The sequence below is a fragment of the Synechococcus sp. KORDI-100 genome, assembly GCF_000737535.1.
Lineage (GTDB): Bacteria > Cyanobacteriota > Cyanobacteriia > PCC-6307 > Cyanobiaceae > Parasynechococcus.
Genome location: NZ_CP006269.1, coordinates 1,769,009 through 1,785,091, shown reverse-complemented (window position 1 = coordinate 1,785,091; position 16,083 = coordinate 1,769,009). Strand labels below are relative to the sequence as shown.

At 60.3% G+C, this 16,083-nt stretch carries 20 protein-coding genes; 9 read left to right on the top strand and 11 right to left on the bottom strand.

The features are described 5' to 3' along the window. Positions 1–22 precede the first annotated feature (22 nt). The 4 genes from KR100_RS08980 to KR100_RS08965 are packed head-to-tail and all read left to right on the top strand — an operon-like array spanning position 23 to position 3,697. Positions 23–1,006, top strand: coding sequence for a pyruvate dehydrogenase complex E1 component subunit beta (locus KR100_RS08980; protein WP_038545026.1), 984 nt, complete (start codon positions 23–25; stop codon positions 1,004–1,006). Between the two features lie 4 nt (positions 1,007–1,010). After that, entirely contained in the window at positions 1,011–2,498 is a 1,488-nt protein-coding gene (gene secD / locus KR100_RS08975; protein WP_038545024.1) for a protein translocase subunit SecD, read from the top strand. A 4-nt stretch (positions 2,499–2,502) separates the two neighbouring features. Continuing rightward, on the top strand, positions 2,503–3,492 hold the full coding sequence (gene secF / locus KR100_RS08970; RefSeq protein ID WP_204207669.1) for a protein translocase subunit SecF: 990 nt from the start codon (positions 2,503–2,505) through the stop codon (positions 3,490–3,492). Next, on the top strand, positions 3,485–3,697 hold the full coding sequence (locus tag KR100_RS08965; RefSeq protein ID WP_038545019.1) for a hypothetical protein: 213 nt from the start codon (positions 3,485–3,487) through the stop codon (positions 3,695–3,697). Before secF ends, KR100_RS08965 begins: the two co-directional genes overlap by 8 nt. 506 nt (positions 3,698–4,203) lie before the next feature. Here KR100_RS08965 and KR100_RS08960 read toward each other — a convergent pair. The 6 genes from KR100_RS08960 to mnmH form a co-directional block, all read right to left on the bottom strand. After that, positions 4,204–4,695 carry a hypothetical protein gene (locus KR100_RS08960; RefSeq protein WP_038545017.1) on the bottom strand — a complete coding sequence of 164 codons (492 nt, stop codon included), beginning with the start codon at positions 4,693–4,695 and terminating at the stop codon, positions 4,204–4,206. A gap of 187 nt (positions 4,696–4,882) precedes the next feature. Beyond that, positions 4,883–5,101 carry a hypothetical protein gene (locus KR100_RS08950; RefSeq protein ID WP_038545013.1) on the bottom strand — a complete coding sequence of 73 codons (219 nt, stop codon included), beginning with the start codon at positions 5,099–5,101 and terminating at the stop codon, positions 4,883–4,885. 90 nt (positions 5,102–5,191) lie between these two features. Beyond that, on the bottom strand, positions 5,192–6,193 hold the full coding sequence (locus KR100_RS08945; protein ID WP_038545010.1) for an AI-2E family transporter: 1,002 nt from the start codon (positions 6,191–6,193) through the stop codon (positions 5,192–5,194). Then, on the bottom strand, positions 6,190–7,266 hold the full coding sequence (locus KR100_RS08940) for an AI-2E family transporter (protein WP_038545007.1): 1,077 nt from the start codon (positions 7,264–7,266) through the stop codon (positions 6,190–6,192). Before KR100_RS08940 ends, KR100_RS08945 begins: the two co-directional genes overlap by 4 nt. After that, positions 7,263–7,658, bottom strand: a complete 396-nt coding sequence (psb28, locus tag KR100_RS08935) for a photosystem II reaction center protein Psb28 (protein WP_038545006.1) — start codon at positions 7,656–7,658, stop codon at positions 7,263–7,265. The genes KR100_RS08940 and psb28 overlap by 4 nt, the downstream gene beginning before the upstream one ends. Before the next feature lie 24 nt (positions 7,659–7,682). Beyond that, positions 7,683–8,726, bottom strand: a complete 1,044-nt coding sequence (mnmH, locus tag KR100_RS08930) for a tRNA 2-selenouridine(34) synthase MnmH (RefSeq protein WP_038545004.1) — start codon at positions 8,724–8,726, stop codon at positions 7,683–7,685. Positions 8,727–8,766: 40 nt separating this feature from the next. Here mnmH and KR100_RS08925 point away from each other — a divergent pair, with 40 nt between their 5' ends. Together KR100_RS08925 and KR100_RS08920 are read left to right on the top strand one after the other, a co-directional pair. Next, positions 8,767–9,492, top strand: coding sequence for a GUN4 domain-containing protein (locus tag KR100_RS08925; RefSeq protein ID WP_038548445.1), 726 nt, complete (start codon positions 8,767–8,769; stop codon positions 9,490–9,492). A gap of 65 nt (positions 9,493–9,557) precedes the next feature. After that, positions 9,558–9,995 carry an ATP-binding protein gene (locus KR100_RS08920; protein ID WP_038545002.1) on the top strand — a complete coding sequence of 146 codons (438 nt, stop codon included), beginning with the start codon at positions 9,558–9,560 and terminating at the stop codon, positions 9,993–9,995. On the opposite strand, the gene KR100_RS08915 is transcribed toward KR100_RS08920, so the two are convergent. Beyond that, the gene (locus KR100_RS08915) at positions 9,967–10,221 is read right to left on the bottom strand and encodes a DUF6439 family protein (protein WP_071839880.1); all 255 of its coding nucleotides are present in this window, start codon (positions 10,219–10,221) and stop codon (positions 9,967–9,969) included. The genes KR100_RS08920 and KR100_RS08915 overlap by 29 nt on opposite strands. A gap of 50 nt (positions 10,222–10,271) precedes the next feature. On the opposite strand from KR100_RS08915, the gene KR100_RS08910 reads away from it, so the two are divergent. Continuing rightward, positions 10,272–10,547 carry a hypothetical protein gene (locus KR100_RS08910; RefSeq protein WP_038544996.1) on the top strand — a complete coding sequence of 92 codons (276 nt, stop codon included), beginning with the start codon at positions 10,272–10,274 and terminating at the stop codon, positions 10,545–10,547. Between the two features lie 26 nt (positions 10,548–10,573). On the opposite strand, the gene KR100_RS08905 is transcribed toward KR100_RS08910, so the two are convergent. From KR100_RS08905 to glnA, 3 genes are all read right to left on the bottom strand, one after another. Next, positions 10,574–10,873 (bottom strand): hypothetical protein, encoded by a 300-nt coding sequence (locus tag KR100_RS08905; protein WP_038544993.1) that lies wholly within the window; start codon positions 10,871–10,873, stop codon positions 10,574–10,576. 74 nt (positions 10,874–10,947) lie between these two features. After that, positions 10,948–12,018 carry a class I SAM-dependent methyltransferase gene (locus KR100_RS08900; protein ID WP_038544990.1) on the bottom strand — a complete coding sequence of 357 codons (1,071 nt, stop codon included), beginning with the start codon at positions 12,016–12,018 and terminating at the stop codon, positions 10,948–10,950. A gap of 95 nt (positions 12,019–12,113) precedes the next feature. Continuing rightward, positions 12,114–13,535 carry a type I glutamate--ammonia ligase gene (glnA, locus tag KR100_RS08895; protein ID WP_038544987.1) on the bottom strand — a complete coding sequence of 474 codons (1,422 nt, stop codon included), beginning with the start codon at positions 13,533–13,535 and terminating at the stop codon, positions 12,114–12,116. A 227-nt stretch (positions 13,536–13,762) separates the two neighbouring features. On the opposite strand from glnA, the gene KR100_RS08890 reads away from it, so the two are divergent. Further along, positions 13,763–14,287 carry an allophycocyanin subunit beta gene (locus KR100_RS08890; protein WP_038544984.1) on the top strand — a complete coding sequence of 175 codons (525 nt, stop codon included), beginning with the start codon at positions 13,763–13,765 and terminating at the stop codon, positions 14,285–14,287. Positions 14,288–14,390: 103 nt separating this feature from the next. Further along, positions 14,391–15,569, top strand: a complete 1,179-nt coding sequence (locus tag KR100_RS08885) for an alanine--glyoxylate aminotransferase family protein (RefSeq protein WP_081858976.1) — start codon at positions 14,391–14,393, stop codon at positions 15,567–15,569. On the opposite strand, the gene KR100_RS08880 is transcribed toward KR100_RS08885, so the two are convergent. Beyond that, on the bottom strand, positions 15,541–16,011 hold the full coding sequence (locus KR100_RS08880) for a nucleoside deaminase (protein WP_038544978.1): 471 nt from the start codon (positions 16,009–16,011) through the stop codon (positions 15,541–15,543). The two genes, KR100_RS08885 and KR100_RS08880, sit on opposite strands and share 29 nt — an antisense overlap. Positions 16,012–16,083 lie beyond the last annotated feature (72 nt).

The window sequence follows — 16,083 nt, the reverse complement described above, 5'->3', positions numbered from 1 at the left end:
TGGCCGGGATCGCAGCGACGCCGTGGCAGGAACACTTCTCTTCAACGCCCTGCGGGAAGCCATCGATGAGGAGATGGCCCGCGACCCCCATGTCTGTGTGATGGGGGAGGACGTCGGTCAGTACGGCGGCAGCTACAAGGTGACCAAGGATCTGTACGACAAGTACGGCGAACTCAGGGTGCTGGATACGCCGATCGCTGAGAACGCCTTTACGGGAATGGCTGTTGGTGCGGCGATGACCGGTCTGAGACCGATCGTTGAGGGCATGAACATGGGCTTTCTGCTGCTCGCCTTCAATCAGATCTCCAACAACATGGGGATGCTTCGCTACACGAGCGGCGGCAACTTCACGATTCCCACCGTGGTGCGTGGCCCCGGTGGTGTCGGCCGTCAGCTCGGGGCTGAGCACAGCCAGAGGCTTGAGGCTTACTTCCATGCCGTGCCAGGTATCAAGATCGTGGCCTGCAGCACACCCACCAACGCCAAGGGTCTGATGAAGGCCGCCATCCGGGATAACAACCCGGTGCTGTTCTTTGAGCACGTGCTGCTCTACAACCTTAGTGAGGAGCTGCCAGGCGGGGACTACACCTGCGCCCTCGATCAAGCGGATCTCGTCCAGGAGGGCCGTGACGTGACGATCCTCACCTACTCCCGCATGCGCCATCACTGCCTCAAGGCCGTTGAGCAGCTGGAGAGTGAGGGCATCAGCGTGGAGCTGATCGATCTGATCAGCCTCAAACCCTTCGACATGGAGACCATCGCCCGCTCGATTCGCAAGACCCACCGGGTGATCGTGGTGGAGGAGTGCATGAAGACCGGCGGCATCGGCGCCGAACTCATCGCCCTGATCACTGAGCAGTGTTTCGACGATCTCGATGCCAGGCCCGTTCGCCTGTCCAGCCAGGACATCCCGACGCCCTACAACGGCAAACTCGAAAACCTGACGATCATTCAGCCCCATCAGATCGTTGAGGCGGCTCAGCAGATCGTGACCAAGGGGCTCTGAAGCAATGGCTCGTCAGCAGGGCTGGTTTGCCCTTGTCCTTGCGCTCGCCATCGCGGCGGCAGCGCTGCTGTTCACCTCGCCCCTCCAGCTCGGTCTGGATCTGCGAGGCGGAAGCCAGATCACGGTGGAAGTCCAACCAGCGGGGGAGATCAAGCGGGTCGGCCCCGAGCAGATGGAAGCGGTGAAGCTGGTTCTGGACAGGCGTGTGAATGGTCTCGGCGTGGCGGAATCGACGCTGCAGACGGTTGGCGAGAACCAACTGGTGCTGCAGCTCCCTGGGGAACAGGATCCAAGTCGCGCCGCTCGCATTCTCGGAAGCACGGCGTTGCTGGAATTCCGTGCCCTGAAGCCCGGCGCTGAACAGGATTTCCAGAGTCTTCGCGAACTGCGGTCCCAGACACAGGCGATCCTGCGGCTACGTGAAGATCAAGCCAAACGGGGCGAGCTCTCCGATCAGTCAGGTCTGGATCTCGAGGAGCTTGCGGAAGCGCAGAAGCTGTTTGGCCTGGAGGGAGCGTCCGGCACGGAAACTGAGCAGCTGGAGCAGTTGCTCGCGAAAGTCAACGATTCGATCGTCGAGCTCTATGAACCAGCGGCACTCACCGGGAAGGATCTGGTGACGGCGGGTCGTCAGCCCCTGCAGAGCAATCCCAACAGCTGGGAGGTGACGTTGGGCTTCAACAACGCTGGTGCGGAGGCTTTCGCCGAGCTCACGAAATCGATCGCCGGCACTGGAAGGCTCCTGGGGATCGTTCTCGATGGTCGCTCGATCAGCGAGGCCACTGTTGGGCCTCAGTTCAAAACCGCTGGTATTTCGGGTGGCTCCGCCAGCATCAGCGGCAATTTCACGGCTGAGGAGGCTCGGGAGCTGGAGGTGCAGCTCCGGGGTGGATCCTTGCCCCTGCCGGTGAAGGTGCTCGAGGTTCGCACCATCGGACCCACCCTCGGTGCTGAAAACATTCGCCGCAGCCTGGTGGCCGCCCTGTCCGGCCTGGCTCTGGTTGCGGTGTTCATGGTGGTGGCCTATCGGCTCCCAGGGGTTGTAGCTGTGCTGGCTCTGAGCCTATATGCCCTGTTCAATCTCGCTGTTTATGCCCTGATTCCGGTGACGCTGACCCTGCCGGGCATTGCTGGGTTCATCCTCAGCATCGGCATGGCCGTGGACGCCAATGTGTTGATCTTTGAGCGCATCAAGGATGAGCTGAGGAGTGGCAACACCCTGATTCGATCCATTGATACGGGCTTCTCGGAAGCCTTTTCCTCGATCGTTGACGGTCATCTCACCACTTTGATCAGTTGTTCCGCCCTCTTTTTTCTCGGAACCGGTCTGGTGAAGGGTTTTGCAGCCACCCTCGGCATCGGCGTTCTGCTCAGCCTGTTCACGGCGCTGACCTGCACCCGCACCCTGTTGCGCTTCCTGATGAGCTACGCCGCTCTGCGCAAACCGCTCAATTTCCTGCCATTGCGGCAGCTCCCATCCCCATCCGTCTGAATTGATGGTCGCTTCTTCGTCCGCCAGCGCAACGCCATCGGGTCTGATTCCCGCCTGGCCTTTGAGCAGCATGCGCGTGCGGGTCTGGATCGTGTCTGGTGTTGTTGTCCTCCTCAGCCTGATCGGGCTTGGGTTGAGCTGGGCTGATGCCTCGATCGGTGCGCCCCTGCGTCCCGGTCTCGATTTCACCGGTGGTACCCAGATTCAGTTGGAGCGCCAGTGCGGTGAGACCTGCGGCGAGCTGCGAGCGCTCGAGGTGTCGGAGCAGTTGCGCGGTCTGGAGCTGCCGGAAGAGCCTGGCGAGCTGCTGCCCAATCTCAGTTCACCGCGGGTGCAATTGCTCGATGGCGGCACCTCGCTGCTGCTGCGTCTGCCGACGCTGTCGGCGGCCCAGGGGCAGGCGGTGATTGAAGGTGTGACGTCGGTTGCAGGGCCTTTCATCGCTGGGGGACAGTCGGTTGAAACCATCGGCCCCAGCCTCGGTGGGCAGCTCCTGCGCAGCAGCCTGATCTCCCTGCTGGTGGCCTTCGGTGGAATCGCCACTTACATCACGATCCGCTACGACCGCCGTTACGCCTTTCTGGCGCTGGTTGCTCTTGCCCATGACGTGCTGATCGTCTGCGGCGTGTTCGCCTGGCTGGGGCTCCTGGTCCAGCTTGAGGTGGACAGCCTGTTCGCTGTTGCCTTGCTCACCATCGCCGGGTACTCGGTGAACGACACGGTGGTGGTGTTTGACCGGATCCGAGAGCGCAGTCGTCAGAACGCTGAGCTGTCCCTCAGCCAACAGGTTGACCTGGCTGTGTCCGCCACTCTCACCCGCACGCTCTACACCAGTGGAACAACCTTGATGCCGCTGTTGGCCTTGATCTTCTTCGGTGGATCCACGCTGTACTGGTTCGCGATTGCCCTGGCCCTCGGTGTGATCGTCGGCAGCTGGTCCAGCATTGCCCTGGCGCCATCGCTGCTCACGCTTTGGGAGCCCAGCCGTGACTGAGTCTTCATCGTCTTCGTCGTCACGACGATCGGCACGTTGGTTTCCGCTTCTGCTGGTGCTTCTGGCCCTCTGGGACCTCAGAACCGACCTGGCTCTGCTGATCGATCACTTCACCTTCACCAGCCTCAGCTTTGCCATGCGCTACCACCTCCTGGCGGTGATGGTGCTGCTGGGTTCGGCTTCGTTGTGGCGCCGCTACCGCTGATCATCAGGGTTTTGATCATCAGGGCCTTAGGCCGTCTGACTGTTGCCTGAACGATTCATGTCGATGAACGTTTCAATAACTTCATCAGTCTTGCCTGCATTCTGTTGCGTTGGGCCCGTTCCTTTTCGATCTGGTCCGTCCTCCTGAAGCTGTACCAGAACACGGTGAATGTTGCTGCGAATCCTGTTGAAAGGAGCAGGATATTGAGTGATCCGGGCGTCTCCATCTGCAGTCTCACCAACCTGTCTGTGATTGTCCTGTGAGGTTATCCCGGCCAGTCGAAGGCCAACGTCGTTGGACAGTGCCTTTGAGCGCTTTTCTTGATGGATTGATTGAGAATGTCACTGTGATTGTTGGAATTCCACGGACGATGGTGATCTGCTGAATGATGCCCTTGATCGTCATATATGTCCATTCATGTCCATGTTTGTTGGCAGTCAAGATTGCTATTGCGTGTCCAAGAGTGTCGACGTTGACGGGTCAGAGACTTGGTGTGAATCGACCTTTCAGGTCTGAGATTGCAGTGCCTTTTTGATGCATGCACCCTTGAATCGGATGTTGAGATCGTCCTGCGTGGAGATCGGCATGTTCACATTTAATTTTATCTGAAAGGTTTGTTGTAATTGGAACGTGAGAGTTGTTGTGTTCACTTCAAGATCGCCGCTGACGGCAATGTGCGCCAGCTTGCTGAGGCCTTCCAGGGTTGCATCGCCGTTGGATGGAATCAACGGCTGCATGTATCCAATGCGATAGGTGATGCGTCCACCATCCCGCTGCGGTTTCTCGTTGATCTGATGAATGATCTGATCGGACTCCTCAGCAAGATTGGTGGGGAGGATCGCGACAGGTTCATCGTTGGCATCCAGCTGCAGGCTGAATTGCGCATCCTTCTGGGATATCTCAGCCTCAGCCTTGCCGTTCACGATCGTTTGCGTGTGATCCGGCCTGCACACCAGTTCATAGGCCGGTGTCAGGGCGATGTCAGCGAACAGCAGCATGGTGTCGGCAGGGATGGGCGGGTTTCAGGAACAGGAACGCAGCAGTCCTCGTTTCAATTGCGCAAGCGCTCCAACGGTCGTTTTTCCCCATGCCGCGTGGACCAGAAGTGGACCAGAATTTGAGATCGAGAACCCGTTTCCTCCTCGTGGCTTTGGCTGGGAGGCATGGCATCCATGGGTCAAAACACTATCGGGCCAGTGACCCGAATTCACTCGTCAGGGCCTGCCAAGCGCGTTGTTTGCTTTCTTCTGTGAGTGCCGTTGAGGGAGGTTGAGACTCCCACCAGGAATCAAATAAATCTATGGCTTCGTCGTAAAGGAGTTCAGCATCAATATTTTCCTGAAGCAGCTGGATCACAGCCTGTCGAAGCTCCTCGTAGCGCGAGAAGTTGAAGATCACTTCCATGGGTGAATCGTCCTGCCCTCAACCAGCACCACCGTATTGGAGCACCGGCTCATGCCTCTGGCTTCGCGCTTCGGCGTCAGCGGCTGGTTGTCAGCTCCATTGATCCATCAATTGCTGAACAACCACTTTCTGCATCAGAACCTGAAGCACCACCACCAGTGGCAGAGCCAGAAGGACCCCCGGCAGTCCCAGCAGGGCGCCAAGACTCAACTGGGACATGAGCGCCACCGTCGGCAACAGGTTCACCGTTTTTCTCAGCAGCAGGGGGGTGAGCAGGAAGGCTTCCAGGTTCTGCAGCACAAGACGGAAGATCAGCACGCTGACCATCAATTGCGGTGATTGCAACAGGGCGAGTCCTGTTGGAAGCAGGGTCGCAGCGGTCGGCCCGATGGTTGGGACAAAGGTGAGCAGACCGCACACCAGGGCACTGAGCAGAGCCAGTGGAGCCTTGAGCAGTGCCAATCCTGCCCAGGTGAGCAGAAACACACTGAGGGCTGAAAGGGTCATCCCGCTCAACCAGCCGCCCAGCGCCTCGCGGCAGTCATCCAGAAGACTGGCCACCCGCTCCCTGGCAGGGCGAGGTGAGACTGCAATCAACATGTCTCTGTGGGCCTGAGGATCAAGCGCCAGCAGCACGGCGAGAAGGGCCATCAGAAACGCCTGCACCAGCGAATTCGCCGCACCGCCAGCGACGCCCAGCAGCTGGGCTCCGATCGGCTGAAGCTTGCTGAAATTGACGTCGCCGCTGAGGTTGTCTTCCAGCTGGGATAAACGAGGATCGGCACTCAGCAGGGAGGTCAGTTTCTCAACCAGTTGAGGCAGGTCCTTGCCAAGCTGCTGAATCTGCACCACCAGCTCCGGCAGAAGCAGCGTGGCCACCACGGTTCCCGCTAAGGCCAAGCCCAGCAACACCAGGATCAGGGCCTGAGGTCGATTCAACCGGCTGCGCTTCTGCAGTTGATGGATGAGCACATCCATCGCCACAGCGAGAACCACCGCACCGAACAGCACCAGCAGAACCCAGCGCAGATGCCAGATCAAAAGACCCAGAACCACACAGCTCAGTGCAGCCAGCAGCATCCGTCCGTTCATGTGGTCAGTCTCTTGCTCTTCCAGCGGTCCAGCACGTCGTGGACCAGCACTTCACGAATCAGAACCTGGAACACCACCGCCAGCGGCAGCGCCATCAGCAATCCGATCGGTCCGAACACCACGGTGAAAACGAACTGGGCGGCCAGGGTCAGACCAGGGAGCAATTTCACCTGGTGGTGCATCACGGAAGGGGTGATCAGGTAGCTCTCCAGGTTCTGGATCAGGATGTAGGAACCGAGGACGGCAGCCGATTTCCAGGGAGCGTCAAGGATGGCGACTGCCATGGGAAACACCGTGCTGATCGTTGGTCCGACATTCGGGATCACGTTCAACAGCCCTGCCAGCAGAGCATTGGCCAGGACAAGCTTGACCCCCAGCAGGGACAGGGCCAGACCGCAGAGAACGGAGACGGCCAGGGAGCTGATCAGCACACCCACCATCCAGCTGCTCAGCGCTTCGCCGCACTGAAGCAGGATCTGATGGGCCCGGCGTCTGTAGAACGACGGCACCAGTTGGATGCAGGCATCCTTGTAGGCATGAGGTTGCACGCTCACCATCAGGGCGACCGCCACGGTGAACAGCAGTCGCAGGGCGGCATTGCCCACATTGCCGGCCAATCCCAGCAATCCGATCAGCCCAGTGCTGACGCCATTGGCAAGGGTTGAGCCATCAGGGATCAGCGACTGATTGTCGGGAATCAGCTGCTGCAGATCCGGCAGGGCGTCGTCGCCGTAAATGGAATCACTGATCCAGTCGAGGCTGCCAAGGGCCATGGACACCAGGGTGCGTGCTGCTTCAGGCAACTTCCGAAGCAACACGCTGAATTCCTCGATGAACGGAGGCACCACAACAGCCGAGCCGAGGGAGATCAGCGCAATCAGGCCAAGCAGACAGATCAGCAGTGCCGTCGGCCTCGGCATCGCACGCCGTTCACGCAGGATGCCGACGAGTGTGCAGATGGCCATCGCCAGAACGACTCCGGCGAACATCAGCAGAACGACCTGGCGAAGGCTCCAGAGCAGAGCTGTGGCAGCAACCAGTGCTGCCAGCGAGAGCCAGTTCGGCAGGGTCAAGCGTCTGCTTCAGAAGCCTCGCCAGTCTGATCCTGATTTTGATTCTGGGAATAGCCAAGACCGTTGGCGGCGGCATAGCGCTGGGCGAAGCGCATGAATCGCTCGAAGTCGTCTTCGCTCTTCCATGTGTAGGTGGCCTCGAGGGCGCTGGGCTTGCCGTTCACGAACTTGCCGTTCACCTCACGGGTCACCATCTCCCCCTCCTCGTCCACCATCCACATGCCACCGATGTCTCCGAGGGTTTCCGGAGCCAGGGCCTGAGGCTGTTGGAACACGAACGTGGCCTGACCGGTCCGTCCGTCACGGCTTCGGGTGAGTCGGATGTCGGGAACAACGGGCTCATCGATGCCCCGGAAGAACTGGATGGAGGCAACGCCGGATGAGTCGCTCATCAGCCTCGAGCAGGAAGCGGGATCTTAAGCACAGAGTTCTGCAAGTCGGCTACTGATCATCCGGTCTGCCGCCTGTTCGGCGCTGAGCCCGCTGATGTCCAGGGACCGGCGCTCCGGCGAGCGCTCCAGTTCACGGTCGTAACAACGGTCGTAGTACTCGAGGGTCGCTCGGCAGGCAGTGGCCCAGTCCTCTTCGGCGATCGCCCTGAGGGCTTGATCGGTTCGCTGGGGACCAAGCCGTCGGCTGATTCTCCGGGTAGCTTCGGCCAGGGCTTCCCCGCCCTGTGTTCCGTAGACCGCGACCAGTTGCTCAACCCGCTCCTCCAGCGACCGACGGATTTCAAGGACGGGAGCCAGTTTCATCTGGCGGAACAGGCTCGGTGGGATGCGGCAGCAACCCACCTGCACGCTTTCGGCTTCAAGCCAGATCGCTTGTGCACCTTGCAGCTGCATGTTGTGGAGAGCTTCCGCCAACAGATTTTCGTAGTGCTCCGTGCTCGGCTGGGGCGGTTGTCCCAGCCCGCCGAAACTGCTGCCGCGGTGATTGGCGAGCCCTTCGAGGTCCACGACGCCGATGCCTCGGTCCCGAAGCGCCAGGAGCAGATCGGTTTTGCCGGTCCCGGTTCGGCCGCCCAGCAGTCTGATCGGCCAGTTCAGGTCGAACTGTGCGAGGGCCCAGCGGCGATAGGCCTTGTATCCACCCTCAAGAATCACCGGCTCGAGATCCAGAAGCTGGGCCAGCCAGGCGATGCTGGCCGAGCGCATGCCGCCGCGCCAGCAGTAGATCCTTGCCGGCCCGCTGTTGCGGTGCACTTCCAGCGCTGACGCCAGGCTGCTCAGCTTCGGTCCTGTCAGGGCCAGTCCAAGGTGGATGGCGCGTTCCCGTCCCTTCTGTTTGAAAGTTGTGCCGACCTCGGCACGCTCTGCATCACTGAACAGAGGAAGGTTGATCGAGCCAGGCCAGTGCCCTCTCGCGTATTCCGATGGGCTTCTGACATCGAGGACCACCCCAGGCTGGTCCCGCAGCTGCTCGATCGGTCGGCGGATCACGTCTCCCATGCCTGACATAGTGGGCGAACGCCGTGCCAGCCAGGGCCGGTTGCGATTCATGCTTTCCGGTTCCTCACCCTCCTCCGTTCTCAGTACCGAGCAGCTCCTTGACCGGTTCGCCAGCGGCACTGCCCGTCAGCGTCGCGGTTTGATCTCCACGGTGGAAAAGCGTGCAGCGGAGTTGGCAGCCCTCGGGGGGGCTCTGCTGGAACGGTTCGACCGCCAGGGGGATGACTGGGCTGTCGGTTGGATTCTTCAGGTGTTGCAGCGGCACCAGCCAGGGGAGCTGTCGGATCTGCTGGCGGCCTGGCCCGATGGCTGGTTCCAGACCGAATCCGCCGTAGGCGTTGATTACGCCCCTCTGCAGAGGGATCTTCTCCAGGAGAACTTCGAAGCCGCCGACCGTTTCACAAGTGCCGTGCTGAGGCAGCTTGCAGGCCCTCAGGCTGAGCAGCGCGGCTACGTGTATTTCAGCGAGGTTCCGGCCATGGCAGGGCTCGATCTCACCAGCCTTGACCGGCTTTGGTGCGCCTACTCGCAGGGTCGATTCGGGTTCACGACCCAGGCCCGAATGCTGGAGGCTCTGGATGGCCGTTACGAGCAGCTCTGGCCTCGTATCGGCTGGAAGCAGGATGGGGTCTGGACCCGCTACCCAGGGGCCTTCACCTGGTCCATCAAAGCCCCGGAAGGACACATGCCCCTCGTCAATCAACTGCGTGGTGTGCGCTTGATGGATGCTTTGCTCCAGCATCCGGCGCTGCTGGCACGCCGGAGGCAACCTTGATATCAACGCTGTCTGTGCAGATCCGACAGACCCGTTAAGTTCGGAAAAGGTCCCGGTTGCACCGGATGGTTTCTGTCCCCCAGATCGCCAGATTCCGTTGGGCAGATTTCATCCTTCCCTCCACCCTGCAGCTGTCGCCCCTACTCGAGATCCTGATCGAGCCTGTGGGTTGCCTGACCACCTGCCAGAGGGTTCAGCTCGGCCTGCACGAAGCCCTGGTGAATGCGGTACGCCACGGCAACAGTGAAAACCCTGAGAAGCGGTTGCGCGTGCGGCGCATCCTCACACCGAACTGGTTGATCTGGCAGGTTCAGGACGAGGGCTCGGGTCTTCCTCACGAGGCGCGTCAACCGGCACTACCGGAGCAGATGGATGCGCTCAGTGGTCGCGGTCTTTTTCTGATTCATCAATGCTTCGATGATGTGCGATGGAGCCGTCGCGGCAATCGCCTGCAGCTGGCCTGTCGCCGTCCGATCAGTGACGTGGACAGCCAGGGTCTTTGAGTTCTCCATCGATCCAGCCGAGCGCCTGACGGGTCAGCTGCTCCACATCCGCCCCAACGCCGTTGCTGATCAGTTGGGTCAGGGCGGCGGCCAGGAGCTCCGCAGCTCGGCGATCACGGTTGCTTTTCAACTGATGCCATTGCCGGTCCCCGATGCAGAGGCTCTGATGCAACTCTCTTGAAAGCCTTTGAGACTCTTCAGGCCACTGCGTTGGGCGCACAGTCATTCCATGGGCTCGATTCACTTCTAGTTTCGGTTCAACCGTCCGATGCAGGAATGAACCGCCATGGAAACCGGGTTCGCCGACCGCTGAAGTGGCTGCATGGCGTGTCCCATCTGGTTCAACAGGGCCAATGTCAGAAACAGGGTCTGAAGAGTGATTCCGGCGTTGCTTCAAGACGTTGGGCTCAACGTCGAAAAACAGGAAGCAGGTTGATGGAGATGGAGCCAGAAGGCTGGGATCGTCCCGATGTGAAAGGAGCTCGGTTCTGGCGGATGCTGCGTTGGGGTGGAGCTGGGTTCGTTTTGGCCTGGTGGTTGTTCAGGCTTTGAATCCAAGCCGATCAGACAGGCTTGGATTACTCAACAACGACAAGGGAAACGGGCCGCTCTGAGCTGGCTTCACTCAGCGGTGGATAGGAGCGCTCGGCAGCCCGGGGAAGCTTCTGGCCGCGAAGCCAGGCGTGGTGAAGTGCACGTCGACGTCGGTCTTCGGCCAGTACAAGTCGGTCGGCTGCAGCTCGCGGGCTTTCGCCGGGAAGAACAGCGGTTCTCAGGCAGATGCCGAAACCATGGGCTTCGACCTGGACGTGACCTTCCATGAAAACAATCTGGAAGAGCCAACCTTGCAGCCACCGAACCCGGAAGGGATTGGTCATGAAGCCCTTCTTGGAACGCGCTCACCCTATGGCGCCAAGGGAAGGGTGCAAGCCGTGCTGTCAGGGAATCCCGTTCAGAGCTCCTGAGGAAGTGGTTTCCTGGCCGTCCAGATCCGGGTCATGAAGTGCGATTCAGCCTGGACCCCGTCAAAACCGGCCTCGCGCAGTCTGGCGTTGATGTCATCGCCGATGTAATCGCGGTAGTAGGGCTCATGGAAGACACGGCGGAAATTGTCCAGTGCCGTATCGAACTGAGGGGAATCGGCCAACTGTACCGAATCGGCAAGAACCATCACACCGCCAGGCTCCAACACCCGACAGCACTCATTCAGAACGTTCTGTCGCGCGTCGGCAGGCAACTCATGCAGCAGGAACACGCAGGTCACACCCTGTAAGCCGCCGTCGGCGAAAGGCAGGGATTCAGCGTTGCCCCGCAACAGCTGGATCAGGGTCTCGTTGCCGTTGTTGAGCCAGCGATTCGCCTGGCGCAGATAGGCCGTGGACAGATCGAGACCGATCAGCTCGGCATGGGGCAAGGCACGGTGGATCTGCTGCAGCGTGCGGCCCGTTCCCGTTGCTACATCAAGGATGCGAAGGGAGGAGGGGGATCGATCTGAGAAATGACGCAGGCCCCGCTTCAGCGGTGCCAGCACGCGCCTGCGCATGGCATCGGCCGACCCGTTGAACAGGATCTCCACCTGAAGGTCATACAGAGCCGCTGAGTGGTCGCTCAAGTAGCCGTCGGTCTGGTGGTGAAAGTTCTGTAGGTAGTAGTCCGGGTAGAGCGATGGATCGGTCGTGTCAGGAAGGTCTCGAACATTCCGCTCCCGCCGTCGATCCCAGGTCGATGGCAGATCAAGCCAGACCAGCGGGTATCGACTGGCCCAGTCCACCCAGGGGGCTTCAAACAACAGCTCTGTGGGGTAAACGCCTTGCTGGGCGTCCTCCCAGTCCCGCTCCTGGAGCGATGCCATTGACTGCCTCAGAGCGTTCAGCATCGCGGCGGAGACCTTCTCAGTCTTGGGGACGGTTTCAGGAGCCATCAGCTCCATCACCTTGGTGCTGAGCTCCTTGTGAGCGAGTCCTGCAATGCTCTTTCCCTGCTGAAGGGTCTGATAAGCGAGCTTGCCCAGGGAATTCGCCATGGCCGAGAAAAACCAAGGTCTATTTCATCAAAAAAGCCCGCTCTCCGGAGGGAAAGCGGGCCGGTTCAATCATAAACGGTTCGATTTCGACGCGATCAGGCGTCGTAATACATCGTGAATTCGTGGGGGTGGGGACGCTGACGCAGCTGCTGAACCTCTTCGTATTTGAGATCGATCCAGTTGTCGATGAAGTCATCGCTGAACACACCGCCTTCGGTGAGGAACTGACGGTCCTGATCGAGGGCTTCCAGGGCTCCGTTGAGGGATGGAGGCACGGTGGCGATGGATTTCAGCTCTTCCGCCGGCAGTTCGAACAGGTCCTTGTCAAATCCGTCGCCGGGGTCGATCTGGTTCTTGATGCCGTCGATGCCGGCCATCATCATCGCGCTGAAGGCCAGGTATGGGTTGGCGAGGGCATCGCCGGAGCGGAACTCGAGACGCTTGGCTTTCGGACTGGGGCCTGTCAGTGGAATCCGCACTGCGGCTGAGCGGTTGCCCTCGGAATACACCAGGTTCACAGGTGCTTCGAATCCAGGCACCAGACGCTTGTAGCTGTTGGTGGTCGGATTGGTGAAGGCAAGGAAGGCAGGGGCGTGGCGCAGGATGCCGCCGATGTACCAGCGAGCGGTCTGCGAAAGATTGGCGTAGGTGCCTTCCCCGAAGAACAGCGGTTGACCACCCTTCCAGAGGGACTGGTGGACGTGCATGCCGGTGCCGTTGTCGTTGAAGACAGGCTTCGGCATGAAGGTTGCCGTCTTGCCGTACTTCTTGGCGACGTTGCGCACGACGTATTTGTAAGTCATGACGTTGTCGGCGGCCTGGATCAGCTGAGCGAACTTCATGCCGAGTTCGTGCTGTCCGGCGCCGGCCACCTCGTGGTGGTGCTTCTCGATGGGAACCCCAAGGGCGCCCATGGTGCTCAGCATTTCCGAGCGGATGTCCTGGGCGGTGTCGTTCGGGGCAACGGGGAAATAGCCCTCTTTCAGCTGGATTTTGTAAGCGAGGTTGCCGCCTTCTTCGATGCGGCCGGTGTTCCAGGAGGCTTCGATCGTGTCGACGCTGTAAAAAGCACCGCCCTCGCTGGAGTTATAACGGACGTCATCAAACAGAAAGAACTCAGGCTCTGGTCCGAAGAAGGCGGAGTCCGCCAGGCCGGTTGCGTTCAGATAGTCGAGGGCGCGCTGTGCCAGGGAGCGGGGGCAGCGGTCGTAGGGCTCGCCGCTTCGGGGTTCCCCGATTGAGCAGATCATGCTCAGGGTCTTGTGGCGATAGAAGGGATCAACCCAGGCCGAATCCGGATCGGGGATCATCGCCATGTCTGAGGCGTTGATGGCCTTCCAGCCCCGGATCGAGGATCCGTCAAAAGCCAGTCCCTCGGTGAAGGACTCCTCCTCGATCATGTCCGTGCACACGGTCAGGTGTTGCCATTTGCCGTGCAGGTCGGCGAATTTCAGATCAACGAACTCGATGCCATCGTCCTTGATCTGACGAAGGACGTCCTGAGGTGTTTTTGACATGGAGAAGCTTGCGCCGAGGGGGCGTGTTTATCGGGACGGTAAAGATCCCAATGCCCCCATTTTGTATCACTAGGCACCCTTCCAGTCCGTCACTCACCTGGTTTGATTCGTTCCCGTTTCATCCGTAACCGTTTCTGTCAAATTCGCTGAATCTCAGCCGCACTGTGGCTTTTCGCTGGTTCTGCGGTGTTACCTTCCGCGGAGGGAGTGTCTGGAGACCCCAGCGAATGCGTGATGCCATCACCGGGCTGATCGGTCGTTATGACCAGCTCGGTCGCTATCTCGACCGGCAGGCGCTCGACAGCATCGAGACCTATCTCGATGAGTCCACCGTTCGCATCGCTGCGGTCGAGCTGATCAACCGCGAGGCTGCGGAGATCGTGCGAGAGGCCAGTCAACGTCTTTTTCAGGACGAACCAGAGCTCCTGCTGCCTGGCGGCAATGCCTACACAACCCGACGACTGGCGGCCTGTCTGCGGGATATGGACTACTTCCTGCGCTACGCGAGCTATGCCCTGATTGCGGGGGACAGCACGATCCTCAATGAGCGCGTTCTGAACGGTCTCGATGACACCTACAAGAGTCTCGGTGTCCCGACTGGTCCGACCGTTCGCAGCATCGCGCTCCTGGGTGAAGTGCTGATCGAGCGCCTGCTGTCCGGTGGCATCAGCTCCGATCGTCTTGGTGCCGTTCGTCAGCCGTTTGATCACATGGTTCGTGGTCTGGCTGAGACCAACGTGCGGAAGCGTTGATGCAGATTCGCTGGATCGGAGCGTTTCAAAGGCGCCTTGATCTCCTCCCAACGGCGATGCGACTGCGTAGGCTCATCGCCCAGATGTCTCGTTCCTGGTCTTGGTGACGAACGCTTCCTTCTCTGTCGACAACCGTCACCGGGAGGCCCTTGCGCCGATCGCCACGCCCGACCGGCTGCTCCTGGGTCCCGGCCCGTCCAATGCCCACCCCACGGTGCTGGATGCCCTGGCCCGCACGCCGATCGGCCACCTGGATCCCCTTTACGTCGAGCTGATGAGTGAGGTGCAGGAGCTCCTGCGCTACGCCTGGCAGACCGATCACCGCCTCACGCTTCCCATGAGCGGCACCGGCAGTGCTGCGATGGAAGCCACGATCGCCAACACCGTCGAACCGGGCGACACGGTTCTGGTGGCGATCAAGGGATACTTCGGCCTGCGCCTCGCTGACATGGCCGGTCGCTATCGCGCCGATGTCAGAACCATCGAGAAGCCATGGGGCGAATGGTTCACTCTCGAGGATCTGGAGGCGGCCCTGATTGAGCACCGGCCAACCATCCTGGCGATGGTGCATGCCGAAACATCAACGGGTGTCTGCCAGCCGATGGAGGGAGTCGGGGATCTCTGTCGTCAACACGGCTGCCTGCTTCTGCTCGACACGGTCACGTCACTGGGCGGCGTTCCCCTCTACATCGATGAGTGGAAGGTGGATCTGGCCTACAGCTGCAGTCAGAAGGGCCTCAGCTGCCCACCAGGACTTGGGCCCTTCACCATGGGACCTCGGGCCGAGGAGAAGATGAGTGCCCGCAAGGACAAGGTTCCAAACTGGTATCTGGACGTCTCGCTGCTCAACAAGTACTGGGGAAGTGACCGCGTCTATCACCACACGGCCCCGGTGAACATGAACTTCGGCATGCGCGAGGCACTGCGTCTCCTGGCGGAAGAAGGTCTGGACAATTCCTGGGCGAGGCATCGGCGCAATGCCGAGAGACTCTGGTCTGGACTGGAGGAGCTTGGCTTATCGATGCTTGTTCCGACAGACCGCCGTCTTCCCACGCTCACGACGGTGCGGATCCCAGACGGAGTGGATGGCAAGGCCTTCAGCCTGCATCTGCTGAATCAGCACGGCATAGAAGTTGGCGGTGGACTCGGTGTGCTGGCCGGCAAGATCTGGAGGATTGGTCTGATGGGATACAACTCAACCCCGGAGAATGTTGATCGCCTTCTGAACCTGTTCGAAACGGAACTGCCGCGCTTCAGCGGCTCCCTCGCCGCCGCCGCCTGAACCAATCCTCAAGGAGCAGCCGGGCCTCTCGTTCCAGGACGCCCCCGATCACCGTCATCCGATGGTGAGCACTTTGATGCGCCGCCAGGTTGATTGTTCCGCCCAGGGCTCCTCTCTTGGGGTCATGGGCAGCGAAAATCACTGTGCCCATGCGGGCCTGGATCAGGGCGCCGGCGCACATCGGACAAGGTTCCAGCGTGACCAGCAAGGTGCAGCTGTTGAACCGCCAGTCCCCCTGCAGCACAGATGCCTGACGCAGGGCGACCAGTTCGGCATGTCCCAGAGGGTCGTTGTGGTGTTCGCGGCGATTGCGACCATGGCCGATGCATCGCCCATCAGCATCGAGGATCACGGCGCTGATCGGGATTTCACCGGACTGACCGACCTCCCTGGCCCTCTCCAGCAGGATCTGCATCCAGCGTTGTCGCTCAGAACCGTTCATTGCCAGATGGCTTCACCTCCCGTTCCATTTCACACGTGAGCACGGTTCCAGACAGCGGCACGACCCCTTTCA

What these genes read in the sequence shown, in the direction of transcription:
- secD (WP_038545024.1), top strand. Translation starts at nt 1,011, where the DNA reads ATGGCTCGTCAGCAGGGCTGGTTTGCCCTTGTCCTTGCGCTCGCCATC.
- secF (WP_204207669.1), top strand. Translation starts at nt 2,503, where the DNA reads ATGGTCGCTTCTTCGTCCGCCAGCGCAACGCCATCGGGTCTGATTCCC.
- KR100_RS08960 (WP_038545017.1), bottom strand. Translation starts at nt 4,695, where the DNA reads ATGCTGCTGTTCGCTGACATCGCCCTGACACCGGCCTATGAACTGGTG.
- KR100_RS08950 (WP_038545013.1), bottom strand. Translation starts at nt 5,101, where the DNA reads ATGGAAGTGATCTTCAACTTCTCGCGCTACGAGGAGCTTCGACAGGCT.
- KR100_RS08945 (WP_038545010.1), bottom strand. Translation starts at nt 6,193, where the DNA reads ATGAACGGACGGATGCTGCTGGCTGCACTGAGCTGTGTGGTTCTGGGT.
- psb28 (WP_038545006.1), bottom strand. Translation starts at nt 7,658, where the DNA reads ATGAGCGACTCATCCGGCGTTGCCTCCATCCAGTTCTTCCGGGGCATC.
- mnmH (WP_038545004.1), bottom strand. Translation starts at nt 8,726, where the DNA reads ATGTCAGGCATGGGAGACGTGATCCGCCGACCGATCGAGCAGCTGCGG.
- KR100_RS08925 (WP_038548445.1), top strand. Translation starts at nt 8,767, where the DNA reads ATGCTTTCCGGTTCCTCACCCTCCTCCGTTCTCAGTACCGAGCAGCTC.
- KR100_RS08920 (WP_038545002.1), top strand. Translation starts at nt 9,558, where the DNA reads ATGGTTTCTGTCCCCCAGATCGCCAGATTCCGTTGGGCAGATTTCATC.
- KR100_RS08915 (WP_071839880.1), bottom strand. Translation starts at nt 10,221, where the DNA reads ATGACTGTGCGCCCAACGCAGTGGCCTGAAGAGTCTCAAAGGCTTTCA.
- KR100_RS08910 (WP_038544996.1), top strand. Translation starts at nt 10,272, where the DNA reads ATGAACCGCCATGGAAACCGGGTTCGCCGACCGCTGAAGTGGCTGCAT.
- KR100_RS08905 (WP_038544993.1), bottom strand. Translation starts at nt 10,873, where the DNA reads ATGACCAATCCCTTCCGGGTTCGGTGGCTGCAAGGTTGGCTCTTCCAG.
- KR100_RS08900 (WP_038544990.1), bottom strand. Translation starts at nt 12,018, where the DNA reads ATGGCGAATTCCCTGGGCAAGCTCGCTTATCAGACCCTTCAGCAGGGA.
- glnA (WP_038544987.1), bottom strand. Translation starts at nt 13,535, where the DNA reads ATGTCAAAAACACCTCAGGACGTCCTTCGTCAGATCAAGGACGATGGC.
- KR100_RS08890 (WP_038544984.1), top strand. Translation starts at nt 13,763, where the DNA reads ATGCGTGATGCCATCACCGGGCTGATCGGTCGTTATGACCAGCTCGGT.
- KR100_RS08880 (WP_038544978.1), bottom strand. Translation starts at nt 16,011, where the DNA reads ATGAACGGTTCTGAGCGACAACGCTGGATGCAGATCCTGCTGGAGAGG.